This window comes from Glycomyces sambucus, from assembly GCF_900102815.1.
Lineage (GTDB): Bacteria > Actinomycetota > Actinomycetes > Mycobacteriales > Micromonosporaceae > Glycomyces > Glycomyces sambucus.
Genome location: NZ_FNGF01000002.1, coordinates 256,265 through 271,164, shown reverse-complemented (window position 1 = coordinate 271,164; position 14,900 = coordinate 256,265). Strand labels below are relative to the sequence as shown.

Genomic DNA, 14,900 nt, shown 5'->3' with positions numbered 1-14,900 from the left:
GGACGTTTGGAAAGGCACGGGGTTCGGAAAGGCGCCGCGCCCGGGAAGGCGGTGCGCGACCGGACCCACTGCGCCCCACCGCACGAGCGGCCGTGGGGCCGGCGCGCGCGGGAGCGGGATACAGTTGCGAGTCCGCAACGCACCGCCACCCGGGGGAACCGCTTGAGCACCCAGCCGCCCGAGACCGCGCCGGCCGAAGGCCGCGTCCGCGACCCCCAGCGCACCCGGGCCGAGATCCTCGACGTGGCCACGAGCGAGTTCGCGGCCAACGGCTACGCGGGCGCGCGGGTCGACGAGATCGCCGCGAAGACCCGCACCACCAAGCGGATGATCTACTACTACTTCCAGAGCAAGCAGGGCCTCTACCTCGCGGTCCTGGAGCAGGCGTACTCGGTGATCCGCTCCCTGGAGCGGCAGGTCGACGTCGAGCACCTCGACCCCCTCGCCGCGCTCCGCCAGCTCGCCGAGCTCACCTTCGACCACCACGAGTCGCACCCGGACTTCATCCGCCTGGTGAGCATCGAGAACATCCACGGCGCCAAGCACCTCGCGCAGTCCGAGATGCTCCCGAGCCTGTCGGCGCCGGTCCCCGAGCTCATCGGGCGCATCCTCGAACGCGGCTGGGCCGCGGGCGTGCTCCGCGAGGACGTGGACGCCCTCGACGTCCACATGCTCATCTCCTCGTACTGCGTCTTCCGGATCGCCAACCGGCACACCTGGAGCACGATCTTCGGCCGCGACATGCTCGACCCCGGGCGCCGCGCGCACCACCGGACCATGCTCGGCGACATGGTCGTGGAGTACCTCTCCAGGCGCTGACCCCGCCCTCCCCTGCTTCCGTATCGACGGGCCGCGATGCATGCTGCCCGCCGACCTGCGCATATCGCGCGCTCCAGCCTCTTGACAGCGCCGCCACGCTGGCGAATGATCGGTGATTAACCAAGCAGTACATAACTATCCAGTACGTTCACTGGATGGAATGGCCACCCCGCCGCCCTGCAACGGCGCACCGCCGGAGGAGTTCACCGTGTCCGACCACCCCGCCCCCCAGCCCCCGGGCCCCGCGCACCGGGGCGCGCCCCGCAAGACCGCCGTCGCCGCCTGGATCGGCTCGGCCCTGGAGTACTACGACTTCTTCATCTACGGCACCGCGGCCGCACTCGTGTTCGGCCGGGTGTTCTTCCCCGAGTCCCACCCCGCCACCGGGACCCTCCTCGCCCTCGCCACCTTCGGCGTCGGCTACGCGGCCCGCCCGCTCGGCGCCGTCATCCTCGGCCACGTCGGGGACCGCTTCGGCCGCAAGAAGGTCCTCGTCTTCACCCTGCTGCTCATGGGCGCCTCCACGTTCCTCGTCGGGTGCCTGCCGGGCTACGAGACCATCGGGATCGCCGCGCCGATCCTCCTGGTCACGCTGCGCCTCCTCCAGGGCCTGTCGGCCGCGGGCGAGCAGGCCAGCGCGAACTCGATGAGCCTGGAGCACGCGCCCGCGCACCGCCGGGCGTTCTTCACCTCCTGGACGCTGAGCGGGACGCAGGCCGGGCAGCTCATCGCCACCGCCGCGTTCCTGCCCGTCGCGGCCCTCCCCGAGGAGGCGCTGCTGTCGTGGGGCTGGCGGGTCCCGTTCTGGGCCAGCGTGATCATGGTCGTCGTCGGCTACGTCATCCGCCGCCGGCTCGACGAGACCCCGGTGTTCGAGGACGCGGCCCGCTCGGGCGACGTGGTGAAGCTGCCGCTCGCGGTGCTGCTGCGCGACCACTGGGCCGACGTGCTGCGCGTGGTGTGCGCGGCCCTCATCGCCTCGGTCTCGACGATCTTCACCGTCTACGCGCTCACGTACGCGGTCAACACCGTCGGGCTGGAGCGGACCCCGATGCTGTGGGTCGGGGTCGCCGCGAACATCCTCGCGGTGGCGCTGATCCCCCTGTGGGGCATCGCGGCCGACCGGTACGGGCGCAAGCCGGTGTTCCTGACCGGCTCGATCGGGTGCGGCATCCTCATCTTCCCGTACCTGTGGGCGATCTCGATCGGGAACTGGGCGCTCGTATTCGGGCTCGGCATCCTCCTGTTCGGGCTCGTGTACCAGGCGGCGAACGCGACCTGGCCCTCGTTCTACGGGGAGATGTTCACCGCGCGGGTGCGCCTGTCGGGGATGGCGATCGGGACCCAGATCGGGTTCGCGATCAGCGGGTTCCTGCCCACGATCGCGGTCGCGATCGAAGGCGCCGACAAGGGCGCGTGGGTGCGGGTCGCGGTGTTCACCGCGGTCATGTGCCTGGTGAACGCGATCGCGGTGGCGACGGCGCGGGAGACCGCGAAGGTCCCGACCGAGCTGCTGGGCGTGAAGGGGGCGCCCGCGCGGGCGGCCTCGGGCGCCGCGGGCTGAGCCGCGCCGTTTCGCCCTCGCCTCGGACGAATCCGCACTACCGTGGCGAGGGCGTTCTCCGGCTGTTCATTCGACGTTGGTGGAACCGCGTACCCGTGCCGCATAGCGTCCGGGGCGAGAGACAACCGAACGCAGCGACCCCCGCACGCGTTCCCCATCGGACTGCCATGGAGAAGCGAATGCAACCCCAGAACCCGGAGCGCCGGCGCCTGCAGCTGTTCCCGTCCGTGCACGGCGGGCGCTCGGCGCTGACGTGCATGTACCGCTGCGGCGACGCCTGCAGCCACCCGGTCCCGAACACCTCCGACAACGAGTACCTGGGCGACGTGATCGCCAAGGCGGTGTCGCGCCGCGGCCTGTTCAAGGGCGGCGTGGCGGCGGGCCTGGTCGTGGGTGCGACCGGCGCGGTCGCCGCCCCCGCGGCCGCGGCCGACGCCGGCGGCGACGCCTCCTCGGCGCACTGGTGGGGCCGCGCGCCCCGCGGCCTCGACTTCGACGCGGTCGCCCCCAACCGCGAGGACGCGGTCGTCACCCCCGAGGGCTACGAGCAGCAGGTCGTGATCGCCTGGGGCGACCCGGTCCTCGCGGGCGCCCCCGAGTTCGACCCCGAGAACCAGACCCCCGAGTCGCAGGCGGGCCAGTTCGGGTACAACAACGACTACGTGGCGCTCCTCCCCCATCCTTCGGACCGCCACAAGAAGGTCCTGGTCGCGAACCACGAGTACACCACCGAGAGCTCCATGCTCCCGGACTACGACGAGGCCGCGCCGACCGAGGACCAGATCCGCATCGGCCTGGCCGCGCACGGCCTGTCGGTGGTGACGGTGAAGGAGGACCGCCGCACCGGGGCGCTCACCCCCGTCGTCGGCGACGGGCTCAACCGCCGCATCACCGCCGAGACCCCGTTCGTCATCAGCGGCCCGGCCGCCGGCTCGGACCTGCTGAAGACCTCCGCGGACCCCGAGGGCGAGACCGCGCTCGGCACGCTGAACAACTGCGCGGGCGGGACCACCCCGTGGGGCACGGTCCTCTCGGGCGAGGAGAACTTCAACCAGTACTTCGCGAACTTCGCGTCGGTGACCGACCCGGAGCGGAAGGCGGCGCTGGCGCGCTACGGCTTCTCCGGCGGGGCCTCGGCCCGCAAGTGGGAGCAGTACGACACCCGCTTCGACCTGGTGCAGGAGCCGAACGAGCCGAACCGGTTCGGGTGGATCGTCGAGCTGGACCCGTACGACCCCGACTGGGCGCCGCGCAAGCGGACCGCGCTGGGCCGCTTCAAGCACGAGGGCGCGGGCCCGCGCCTGGCGCGCGACGGCCGGGTCGTGGTCTACATGGGCGACGACGAGCGCTTCGACTACATGTACAAGTTCATCTCCAAGCACAAGATGAAGACCGGGAACTCCCGCAGCGCCCGCGAGCACAACCGCAAGCTCCTCGACGAAGGCACGCTGTACGTCGCGAAGTTCACCGGCGACAGCCCGGTCGAGCAGATCGACGGCTCGGGCGCGCTGCCCCGCGACGGGGCCTTCGACGGCTCCGGCGAGTGGATCAAGCTCGCCTCGGGCGACCGGTCGTACGTGGACGGCTTCTCGGCCGAAGAGGTGTACGTGCACACCCGCCAGGCCGCGGACCGGGTCGGCGCGACCAAGATGGACCGCCCCGAGGACGTCGAGCCGAGCCCGAAGACCGGCAAGGTGTACGTGGCGCTCACCAACAACACCAACCGCGGCACCGGCTCGAACGCGAAGGCCGACGAGGCGAACCCGCGCAACGCGAACAAGCACGGGCAGGTCCTGGAGCTGACCGAGCGCCGCGACGACCCGACGGCGTCGACGTTCGGCTGGAACCTGCTGCTGGTCTGCGGCGACCCGGCCGCGGCCGACACCTACTTCGGCGGCTTCCCGAAGGACCAGGTCTCGCCGATCTCGTGCCCCGACAACGTGGCGTTCGACCCGCACGGCAACCTGTGGATCTCGACCGACGGCAACGCGCTGGGCTCGAACGACGGCCTGTTCGCCGTCGCGCTGGAGGGCCGGTACCGCGGCCTGACCAAGCAGTTCCTGACGGTGCCGATCGGCGCGGAGACCTGCGGCCCGGTGGTGCAGGACAAGCACATCCTGGTCGCGGCCCAGCACCCGGGCGAGCTGTCCGGCGCGAGCTACGAGAACCCGCTCTCGCAGTGGCCCGACGGCCCCGGCTCGCTCCCGCGGCCGGCGATCGTGAACGTGACCCGCGAGGGCTTCGACAGCATCGGCTGCTGACCGGCTGAACGGACGGCGGCGCTCCCTGGGGGGCGCCGCCGTTCGGCGTTCGGGCGTGGTGCCGCCGGGTGGTCCGGGGGCCGGCTCGGGGTGAGGGCGCTGCCGGTCCGGCCCAATGCCGAACCGCCGCCTCCCGAACCGCTGCCTCCCGGACCGCCGCCCCGATCCCCCGCGTCGCGTCTCCGTGGCCGGGACGGGAGTTGCCGAACCGGTTCAGCGGCGGCTAGGTTCGACCGGGCCGAAGGGCGGCCCGCCCGTCTGGAGGACTCCTGCCATGCCCGTCGCCTTCGTCTCCGGTGCGTCCCGCGGTCTCGGCGCGGTCATCGCGCGCCGCCTCGCCGCCGACGGGTTCGCCGTCGCGGTCAACTACGGCTCCAGCGCCGACGCGGCCGAGCGGGTCGTCGCCGACATCCGGGCCGCGGGCGGCACCGCCGCCGCGTTCGGCGGCGACGTCACCGACGAGGCCGCGGTCGCGGACCTCGCCGCGCGGGTGCGCACCGGGCTGGGCCCGGTGACGGTGCTGGTGGCGAACGCCACCGGCCCGCAGCCGGAGGTCCCGGTCGAGCGCCTGGAGTGGAGCGACCACCTCGCGCAGCTGGAGTTCTTCGTCAAGAGCCCGACCCTGCTGCTCAAGGCGTTCCTGCCGGACATGCGCGAAGCGGGCGGCGGCCGGGTGGTGCAGATCGGCTCGGACATGTTCGAGCGGGCGCTCGCGGGCTGGTCGGCCTATGTGGCCGCGAAGGGCGCGCAGTGGGGCCTGACCCGGTCGTGGGCGCGGGAGCTGGGCGCCGACGGGATCACCGTGAACCTGGTGGCGCCCGGCTGGACCCCGGTGGAGCGCCACGGCGAGCTCACCGACGCCGACACCGCCGGGTACGTGGCCGACGTCCCGATGGGCCGCATGGGCGTGCCCGGCGACATCGCCGCCGCGGTGTCCTACCTGGCCTCCGACGCGGCGTCGTTCGTGACCGGCCAGCGCCTAACGGTCAACGGCGGCCACACGATCGACTAGCGCGGTCCGGGACCGGACGGGTAGGCGGGCCGGGCCGGCCGCGGGGGGTCGCCCCGCGGCCGGCCCGGCCCTTCTGGGAGGGCAAGGCTTCCGGCGGTCCGGGGGCGGGTCAGGAGAGGTAGGGCCCGTCCTCGCCGACCTGGCCCGGCGCGTCGGTGAGCGCGGTGTCGAGCACCCACACGGCCATGTCGCCCTGGCCGCTCACGGTGGCGGTGAGGGTGCCGTTCGCGACGGTCTTGACGTCGCCGGTGACGGCGTCGGTGTAGGTGCCGTTGGGGATGTTCGTGAAGGTCGCCGAGCCCGTGACGGCCACGAGGGCGAAGCTGTCGGTGTCGGCGTCGGTGTAGCGGCGCTTGAAGGCGATGCCGCCGCTGACGTCCTCGGTGGAGTACTGGCCCATCGAGAGCGCGGGGACGGCCCGGCGGATCTCGTTGAGCCGCTGGAGGTGCTGCACGAGCGGCTGGTCCAGTGTGGTCGCGATCGCGCCGGTGGCGGAGTCGACCTGGCTGAAGTCGCTGACGGCGAGGGTGCCTTCGAGGTGGTCGCCGTAGTAGGCGCGGCCGGTCTCCTCCAGGGGGCAGGTGGGGCCGCAGTCGATCCGCACCCCGGCCTGGAACTCGATCTCGGAGCCGTAGAACAGGGTCGGGATGCCGCGGAAGGTCCACATGAGGTTCATGTTCTCGGCCCAGGCGTCGGTGCCCCCGGCGTAGCGGGTGCTGGACTTGTTGGGGCCGTAGTCGTGGGAGTCGACGTAGACGGCGTTGTAGGTGGCGTCGTTGACCCAGGGGTCGGAGTCCTTGCCGTTGAAGAACGCGTTCGACGCCTCTCCGAAGTTCATGTGCATGCGCATGTCGATGATGTTCATGCCGGAGAACTGGGAGTGGTCGGGGGCGTGGTAGGTGTTCCCGTCGAGGAAGGCGTTGTCGCTGGTGGGCTGGTTCCCGGTGCCCTGGGTGTTCTCCCAGTCGTACTGCTCCAGGGCGGCGGCCACGTCGTCGGCGGCGTACTCGCGGCGCTCCTGCCAGGTGTAGAACTGCGCGGAGTGGTTGACCGAGCCGCGGTTCCAGCGGTCGTGGACGAACGCGGCGACCTCGCCGAAGATGTAGAAGTCCTGCGCCTTCTCGGCGCCGTACTTGGCCGTCAGGTGCTCCTGGAGGGCGGGCAGGAAGACCCGGTTCCAGGTGACGCGCGGGATGTGGACGGCGGTGTCGACGCGGAAGCCGTCGACGCCCATGTCGATGTACTGCTCGTAGGCGCCGATCAGGTACTCCTGCACCGCCTCGTCCTCGGTGTTGAAGTCGGCGAGGTCCTCGTGGATCCAGCAGGAGCGGGCGTCCTCGCCCTCCCAGTTCCCGATCCAGCACTGGTGGTAGTTCGCGGCGGAGAACATGCCGGAGGTCGGGCTGGGCCACTGGCAGTGGTAGACCTTCCAGCCCTCGGCGCTGTAGTTGCCGGTGAACTGCCCCCAGTTGCGGCAGGTGTTGCCGGCGGGCTCGGCGGTGGACCAGAGGTCGCCGTTGTAGTGGGAGCGGCCCGAGCCCGGTTCGACGGCGAGGCCGTCGTAGGTGAAGTCGGGGTTGTAGGTGTCGTAGAAGTCGCCCCACTGGGCGTCCTGGACGCCGTAGACGGTGGGGGTCTCCAGGCCGACCGCGCCCCAGCGGGAGGAGTGGTTGAAGACGACGTCCTGGTAGATCTTCATGCCCTTGTCGTGGGCGGTGTCGATGAGGTCCTGGTAGGAGGCGCCCTCGGATTCGAGGCGGGCGTCGATCTCGTAGAAGTCGTACCCGTGGTAGCCGTGGTAGTCGTAGTCGGAGCGGTTGAGGACGACCGGGGTGATCCAGACGGCGGAGAAGCCGAGGGCCTTGATGTAGTCGAGGCGCTCGATGAGGCCGGAGAAGTCGCCGCGGAACATGGGGTCGTCGTACGCGGCGTTGCCGGAGGTCTCGTGCTTGGCGCCGCCGCGGTTGTTCGACTCGTCGCCGTCGTAGAAGCGGGCGGTCATGGCGAAGTAGATGGGATCCTGGCGGGGGTCGCCGCCGAGCATCTCGCCGCCGGCGGCGGTCGGCGGGGCGTCGCCGGTGATGGCGGTGACGGCGGCGCTGGCGGCCGAGACGTTCCCGGCGGCGTCGTAGGCGGCCACGGTGTAGGTGTAGCGGGTGTCGGGGTCAAGGTTCGCGTCGGTGAACTCGGTGGCGGTGGTGGTGCGGGTTTCGGTGCCGCCTGCGGAGGTGCGGGTGAGGCGGTAGCCGGTGACGCCGACGTCGTCGGTGGCGGCGTTCCAGGACAGGATCACCGTGGTGGCGTTGACGACCGCGGTCACGCCCGCGGGCGCGGCGGGGGCGGTGGTGTCGGGCTCGGCGGCCTCGCAGGGGTCGGTGCCGGCGGCGGCCTCGGAGCCGGTCACGAGGGTGGTGCCGGTGCCGATCCGGTAGTCGGCGCCGCCGTTGTTGTCCCAGACGCCGCCACCGTTGTTGAACGCGGCGGTGAGGCCGGCGGCGGAGCCGAGGGGGACGGTGAGGCGGGCCCAGCCGGCGCAGGCGGGCTCGGCCATGGCGGTGCCGGGGGCGGTGGTCCACGCGCCGTTCACGGCGTAGTGGAGGTATGCCTGGGTCCAGCCCATGGAGGTGAGGTCGTAGTAGACGACGGCCTCCTCGCCGCCGCAGGGGTTCCCGGCGGCGACGCGGCCGCCGGAGACGGTGACGTCGCCCGAGCCGATCCGGTAGTTCGCGCCGTTGTTGTTGTCCCAGGTCCCGGCGCCGTTGTTGAAGACGACCTGCGCGCCGGTCGCGGCGCCGAGGTCGACGGTGCGGGAGAGCCAGCCGGTGCAGGCGGCGGCCATGGGGACGCCGGGCACGGCGGTCCAGGCGCCGCCGTCGGCGGCGTAGTGGAGGTTGGCGCCGGTCCACCCGGCGGGGGCGCGGTAGTAGACGGTGGCGGTGGTGGCGGCGGCCGTCGCGGCGGGGACGGCCAGCAGCGCCATGAGCGCGGCGGCCAGTGCGAGGACGGCGGCGAGCAGCCGGGAACGGCGGCGGTGTCCGCGGGTCATGTCGAACTCCTGTGGGGCGTGGTGGTCGATCCGGTGTTTCTTGCCGTTCCCAGATGTGTTCTTGCAGTTCTTGCAAGAAGTAACCAGACTTTAGCACAGGCTTTTCTATATAGCCATGTCTCGATTAATGATCGAATGGCACCGCGGGACGGCACTGCGAGATGACACGTCGAGTGGCACCGTGGAGCGGCACCATCGAGCGGCACCATCGACACCATGGAGGGACACCGCAGAACGACACTGCGGAGCGGCGCCGTGGAACGGCACGGTGAAATGACGCGGATCGGATCGAGCAGGGCTTCTCCGGGAAACCGACCGAGAAGTGTTCGCGACGCGCTTTAAGAGCTGAAGGTCGTATACCATCCCAAACCCCCACCCACCCTGAGGGGACCGTAGCGGCCAGTCTTGCCGGGGGGTGCGACAGGAAACCGGGGTCGCGGGGGCATTGTCACCCGGACGAGTGGCGTGGGGTCGGCCATACCAGGCCCGCGAGATTTATCGAACACCCGTTTGATGTTGCATCGGCGTCGAGGTTCGGTAAGTTGATCTTGATACACACGTTCGACACAGCACGGGGGTTCTGGTGGCGACGACGGTCGCGGCCGCATTGGCCGCTGAGCTCGGGCTGCGCACAGGCGCGGACCTTCGCGGTGCCGCCGCGGGCACGGCCCCGGCGCCTGCGGCGCCGGGCGAGGCGGGCCGGGCCGCCGGGCGGCAGGCGCCGGACTCGACCGAGAGCCGCCTGCTTGGGCAGGCCGAGCGCCAGACCGAGCAGCGTCTCGCCGAGCAGCACCGCCACGCCGAACAACACCGTCACACCGAGCAACACAGTCTCGCCGAGCAGCGTCGCCATATCGAACAGCACCGCCAGGCGGTCGTCGGAACTCCGAAGACCATCCTGCCGGTCACCTCCGACATTTCCGGGCTCCTCCCCCACGGCGGACTCGCAACAGTGACAGCGATCACGGCCGGGCGGCGGGGGGCCACCTCACTGCTGTGGCGGCTCCTCGCCGGGCCGACCGGGGCCGGAGCGTGGTGCGCGCTGGTCGGGCTGCCGCGCGTCTACCCGCTCGCCGCGACCGCCGCCGGGGTCGACCTCGGGCGGGTGGCGCTGGTCGACCCGGGGTCGCGCGTCGCCGAGGCGGCCGGGGCGCTGGCCGAGGGCGTCGCCGCGATCGTCGTCCCCAGCGAGGCCCTGAGCCCCGTGCAGGCGCGGCGCCTGGCCGCGCGCGCCCGCGGCAGCGGCACCTCCATCGTGTGGTGGGAGACCCGGCCCGTGGCCGGCGCCGACGCCCGGCTCCAGGTGGCCCGCGCCCACTGGAAGGGCCTGCGCGAGAACGCCGGACGCCGCTGGGGCGCGGGGCGGCTCGACGCCTGCGAACTCGAGGTCGCCTCCCGCTGGCGCTCGGGCGGTGTCCGCCGCGCCTCCGTCTGGCCCTACGGCGGCAGGCCCCCCGAGCACGTCCTCGACCTCCGCGACCGCACTGTTGAACAGAGCACTGTCGAGCAGAGCGCAATCGAGCCGAGTACCGCCGAACAGAGTGCCGCCGAACCGCGCGGCGATGCGGCTTCGTTCGGCGGGGCCCGGACCCTCGATGACGCCGGCGGCCCGGTTCCCGCCGCGGCCCGGATCGCCGGAGGTGAGGGGCCGTGAACCCGCGCATCCGCCGGGCCCCCAGCCGGGTCCTGGTGATGCGGCTGGTCGACTGGGACGGGGAGGACGCCGCCGCGTTCGAGCCGGTCCTGGACGCCCTCGACCTGCTCACCCCGTACGTCGAGGTCCTCGAACCGGGCTGCGCGGCCGTGCCCCTGCGCGCCGGGTCCGGCGACGAGGCGCTGTTCTGCGAGCGGCTCATCGACACCGTCTCGGGCCTGGTCGAGCAGGACTGCCTCACCGGTGTCGCCGACGGCCTGTTCGCAGCCGTCCTGGCCGCCCGCGACGGCCGGATCGTGCCGCCCGGCGGCGACGCCGCGTTCCTCGCGCGAAGGGACGTCGCCGACCTCCTCGCCACCGCCCTGGTGGAGCCGGAGACCTGCGAGATCCTGCGGCACCTGGGAATCGACACGCTCGGGAAGTTCCGGGAGCTCCCGCCGCAGGCCGTGGCCGAGCGGTTCGGCGCGCCGGTGCGGCGGGCCCAGGCGCTCGCCGCGGGGCGCTCCACCCGCCCGCTCGTGCCGCGACCCGTCGCGCCCGAACTCGCGGTCGCCGACACGCCCGAGACGCCGTACGAGACCGTCGAGCACGCCGTCTTCGCGGCCCGCCCGCTCGCCGAGCGGCTGCTGCGCGTCCTCGACGAGCGCAACCTCACCTGCACCCGCGTCACCGTCACCGCCCGCACCGGCAGCGGCCTGGAGCGGCGCCGGACCTGGCAGATCGACCCCGCCATCACCGCCCCCGACCTCGCCCGCCGCGTCCGCTGGCAGCTCGAGGGCTGGCTCGCCGCCGGCCCGCTCGTCCACGGCGGCGACGAGGCCGCGAACGCCGTCACCTCGCTCGAACTCGCCCCCGGCGGCCTGGTCGGCCTCGTCGCCGCCGGGCGCGGCCTGTGGGGCGAGAAGACCGCCGCCGCCGTCAGGGCCGAAGCGGCCCTGCGGCACACGCAGAGCCTGCTCGGCCCCGAGGCCGTCCGCATCGCCGGGCCCTCCGACGGCCGCGACCTCTCCGAGCGGTACGCCAGCGCCGCCTGGGAGGTCGAACCGCCGCCGCCGCAGCCGTCGGGGCCGTGGCCGGGCGGGCTGCCCGACCCGCTGCCGCAGCTCACCGGCACCGGGCAGGACGTGGAGGTCCTGGACGCGGCCGGCGCGGTCGTGGCGGTGTCGGCGCGCGGCGACCTGTCGGCGACGCCGGCACTGGTGGCCTTGGGCGGCAGGCGGATCCGGATCGCGGCGTGGGCGGGGCCGTGGCCGGTGGCCGAGCGGTGGTGGAGCGCGGACGCGCGCCGGTACGCGCGCCTCCAGGTGGAGCTCGCCGACGGGAGCGTCGCGCTGCTGGCCCGGGAGGACGGCCGGTGGCGGGCGGTGGGCTGGTATGACTGACTACGCGGAGCTGCACTGCCATTCGCACTACTCGTTCGCCGACGGCGCCGACTCCCCCGCGGCGCTGACCGCCGAGGCGGTCCGGCTGGGGCTGCGGGGGCTCGCGATCACCGACCACGACGGCCTGTACGCGGTGTCGCAGTTCGCCACGGCCGCGAGGGCGGCGGGCCTGCCGACGGTGTTCGGGGCGGAGCTGGGCCTGGACATGCCGCGGGCGCGGCGGGGCCAGGCGGACCCGGCCGGGACGCACCTGGTGGTGCTGGCGCGGGACCCGGGCGGGTACCGGGGGCTGTCGCGGGCGATCACGGAGGCGAAGCTCGCGGGCGGTGAGAAGGACCTGCCCCGGTACGGGATCGAGTCGCTGGCCGCTCATGCGGGCGGGCGCTGGCAGGTGCTCACCGGCTGCCGCAAGGGCCCGCTGCACTCGGCGCTGGCCGCGGGCGGGCCCGCCGCGGCCGAGCGGGAGCTGCGCACGCTGGTGGACCTGTTCGGTCCCGGGCGCGTGTCGGTGGAGCTGACCTGCCACGACCTGCCCGGGGACGTCGAGCGGATGGAGGCCCTGGCGGCGGTGGCGCGGCGCTGCGGGGTGCCGGTGGTGGCGACGAACAACGTGCACTTCGCGTCGCCGGCGCGGGCGAAGGCGGCCGCGGCGCTGGCGGCGATCCGGGCGCGGAGCACGCTCGACCAGGCCGATCCGTACCTGCCGGCGAACGCGGGGGCGCACCTGCGCTCGGGCGGGGAGATGGCGCTGCGGTTCGCGGACTTCCCTGCGGCGGTGGAGGAGTCGGTGCGGATCGCGGCCGAGTGCGCGTTCGACCTGGAGCTGCTGAAGCCGCGGCTGCCGCGCTTCCCGGTTCCGGAGGGCCACGACGACCTGTCGGCGCTGGCGGCGCTGGTGGTGGCGGGGGCGCGGGACCGGTACGGGGACCCGTACGACCCGGCGCTGCGGGCGGCGTGGGCGCAGCTGGACAAGGAGGTGCGGGTGATCGGGGGGCTGGGGTTCGAGGGGTACTTCCTCATCGTGGCCGACATCGTGCGCTTCTGCCGGGAGCGGGACATCCTGTGCCAGGGCCGGGGTTCGGCCGCCAACAGCGCGGTCTGCTACGCCCTGGGGATCACCAATGTGGACCCGATCGACTTCGGGCTGCTGTTCGAGCGGTTCCTGTCGGCCGACCGGGACGGCCCGCCGGACATCGACGTGGACATCGAGTCGGGGCGGCGCGAGGAGGTCATCCAGTACGTGTACGAGCGGTACGGGCGGGACCGGGCGGCGCTGGTGGCGAACGTGGTGACGTACCGGCCGCGGTCGGCGGTGCGCGACGCGGCGAAGGCGCTGGGGTACGGGCACGACCAGGCGGTGGCGTGGTCGAAGCGCCTGCACCGCTGGAGCGGGCTCGATCCCGAGGAGGCGGGGGACATCCCGGTGGACGTCCAGGCCCTGGCGTCCGAGCTGCGGGACATGCCGCAGCACCTGGGCATCCACCCGGGCGGGATGGTGCTCACGGAGGAGCCGGTGAGCCAGATCGTGCCGGTGGAGCCGGCGCGGATGCAGGACCGCACGGTCCTCCAGTGGGACAAGGAGGACTGCGCGGACGCGGGGCTGGTCAAGTTCGACCTGCTGGGCCTGGGGATGCTGGAGGCGCTGCACCGGATGGTCGACCTGGTGGCGCAGTTCCACGGGGTGCGGGTCGATCTCGCGCGCCTGCCGCCCGACGACGCGGCGGTGTTCGCGATGCTCCAGCGCGCCGACACGGTCGGGGTGTTCCAGGTGGAGTCGCGGGCGCAGATGGCGACGCTGCCGCGGCTGCGGCCCCGGACGTTCCGGGACCTGGTGGCGGAGGTGGCGCTCATCCGGCCGGGCCCGATCCAGGGCGGCGCGGTCCACCCGTACCTGCGGCGGCGCAACGGGGAGGCGTGGGAGCACCTGGTGCACCCCGACCTGATGCCGGTGCTGGCGAAGACGTTCGGGGTGCCGCTGTTCCAGGAGCAGCTCATGCAGATCGCGATCATCGCGGCGGGGTTCGACGGCGGGGAGGCCGACCGGCTGCGCCGGGCCATGGGCGCCAAGCGGTCGGCCGAGCGCATGGAGGAGCTGCGGGCGCGACTGTACGAGGGCATGGGGCGCAAGGGGATCGTCGGGGAGCAGGCCGATCAGATCTACAACCAGTTGAAGTCGTTCGCCGACTTCGGGTTCCCGGAGTCGCACGCGGCCTCGTTCGCGCACCTGGTGTGGTCCTCGTCGTGGCTCAAGTGCCACTACCCGGCGGCGTTCTACGCGGGGCTGCTGGCGAGCCAGCCGATGGGGTTCTACTCCCCCGCGTCGCTGGTCGCCGACGCGCAGCGGCACGGCATCGCGGTGCTGGCCCCGGACGTGAACGCGAGCGGGGAGGTCGCCTCGCTGATCGCGGCCGACCGGGCGTGCGAGCCGCCGCTGCACGGGGTCGCGGACCTGCGGCTGGGCCTCGACAACGTGAAGGGCCTGGGGTCCGCGCCCGCCGGGCGGATCGCGGCCGCGCGGGACGCGGACGGCCCGTTCACGTCCCTGGCCGACCTGGCGCGCCGGGCCGGGCTGGGCCGGGGGGCGCTGGAGCGGCTGGCCGTCGCGGGCGCGCTGGAGAGCCTGGAGCCGGACCGGCGGCGGGCGCTGTGGGCGGCGGGCACGGTGGACGAGCGGCCGGGGACGATCGCGGGGACGGGCCCCGCCGCGCCGCCGCCGACGCTGCCGGGGATGAGCGCGACCGAGCTCGCGCGCGCCGACTACACGGGCCTGGGCCTGTCGGTCGAGATGCACCCCATGGAGTTCGCGCGCGCCGCGCTCGACGCCGACGGGGTGCTGCCCGCGAAGCGGCTGCCGCACATGAAGGACGGCAAGCGGGTGGAGATCGCCGGGATCGTCACGCACCGCCAGCGCCCCTCGACGGCGAAGGGGGCGACGTTCCTGAGCCTGGAGGACGAGACGGGGATCGCGAACGTGGTGTGCTCGCAGGGGCTGTGGAAGCGCTGGCAGTCGGTGGCGACGGTAGCGAAGGCGCTGCGGGTCAAGGGGACGGTGGAGAAGGCCGTCGACGCGCATGCGAGCACGATGCCGATGATCGTGGCGTACAAGCTGGTCGAGCTGGACTTGAGCAGTCCGGCGGCGCCGTCGCGCGACTTCCGGTGAGC

General features: G+C 73.1%; 9 protein-coding genes. 7 read left to right on the top strand and 2 right to left on the bottom strand.

Annotated elements, in window-relative coordinates; translation table 11 throughout:
• Positions 1-162: 162 nt before the first annotated feature.
• The 4 genes from BLS99_RS06395 (at position 163) to BLS99_RS06380 (ending at position 5,656) form a co-directional block, all read left to right on the top strand.
• Entirely contained in the window at positions 163-819 is a 657-nt protein-coding gene (locus tag BLS99_RS06395) for a TetR/AcrR family transcriptional regulator (RefSeq protein WP_091045588.1), read from the top strand.
• Between the two features lie 208 nt (positions 820-1,027).
• Entirely contained in the window at positions 1,028-2,383 is a 1,356-nt protein-coding gene (locus BLS99_RS06390) for an MFS transporter (RefSeq protein ID WP_245712171.1), read from the top strand.
• Between the two features lie 179 nt (positions 2,384-2,562).
• The gene (locus BLS99_RS06385; RefSeq protein WP_091045582.1) at positions 2,563-4,644 is read left to right on the top strand and encodes a PhoX family protein; all 2,082 of its coding nucleotides are present in this window, start codon (positions 2,563-2,565) and stop codon (positions 4,642-4,644) included.
• 274 nt (positions 4,645-4,918) lie between these two features.
• A complete protein-coding gene (locus BLS99_RS06380) occupies positions 4,919-5,656 on the top strand; it encodes an SDR family NAD(P)-dependent oxidoreductase (protein WP_091045580.1) in 738 nt (245 codons plus the stop codon).
• Between the two features lie 109 nt (positions 5,657-5,765).
• Here the strand turns inward: BLS99_RS06380 and BLS99_RS27315 are convergent, their stop codons facing one another.
• Together BLS99_RS27315 and BLS99_RS25545 are read right to left on the bottom strand one after the other, a co-directional pair.
• Entirely contained in the window at positions 5,766-8,702 is a 2,937-nt protein-coding gene (locus BLS99_RS27315; protein WP_091045577.1) for a carbohydrate binding domain-containing protein, read from the bottom strand.
• Positions 8,703-9,150: 448 nt separating this feature from the next.
• A complete protein-coding gene (locus BLS99_RS25545; RefSeq protein ID WP_143034706.1) occupies positions 9,151-9,567 on the bottom strand; it encodes a hypothetical protein in 417 nt (138 codons plus the stop codon).
• A gap of 87 nt (positions 9,568-9,654) precedes the next feature.
• Here BLS99_RS25545 and BLS99_RS06370 point away from each other — a divergent pair, with 87 nt between their 5' ends.
• From BLS99_RS06370 to BLS99_RS06360, 3 genes are read left to right on the top strand one after another with little or no spacing between them, the layout of a single operon-like run.
• Positions 9,655-10,356 carry a hypothetical protein gene (locus BLS99_RS06370; RefSeq protein WP_143034705.1) on the top strand — a complete coding sequence of 234 codons (702 nt, stop codon included), beginning with the start codon at positions 9,655-9,657 and terminating at the stop codon, positions 10,354-10,356.
• Positions 10,353-11,738, top strand: coding sequence for a DNA polymerase Y family protein (locus BLS99_RS06365; protein ID WP_091045572.1), 1,386 nt, complete (start codon positions 10,353-10,355; stop codon positions 11,736-11,738). The genes BLS99_RS06370 and BLS99_RS06365 overlap by 4 nt, the downstream gene beginning before the upstream one ends.
• A complete protein-coding gene (locus BLS99_RS06360; protein WP_091045568.1) occupies positions 11,731-14,898 on the top strand; it encodes an error-prone DNA polymerase in 3,168 nt (1,055 codons plus the stop codon). The genes BLS99_RS06365 and BLS99_RS06360 overlap by 8 nt, the downstream gene beginning before the upstream one ends.
• Positions 14,899-14,900 lie beyond the last annotated feature (2 nt).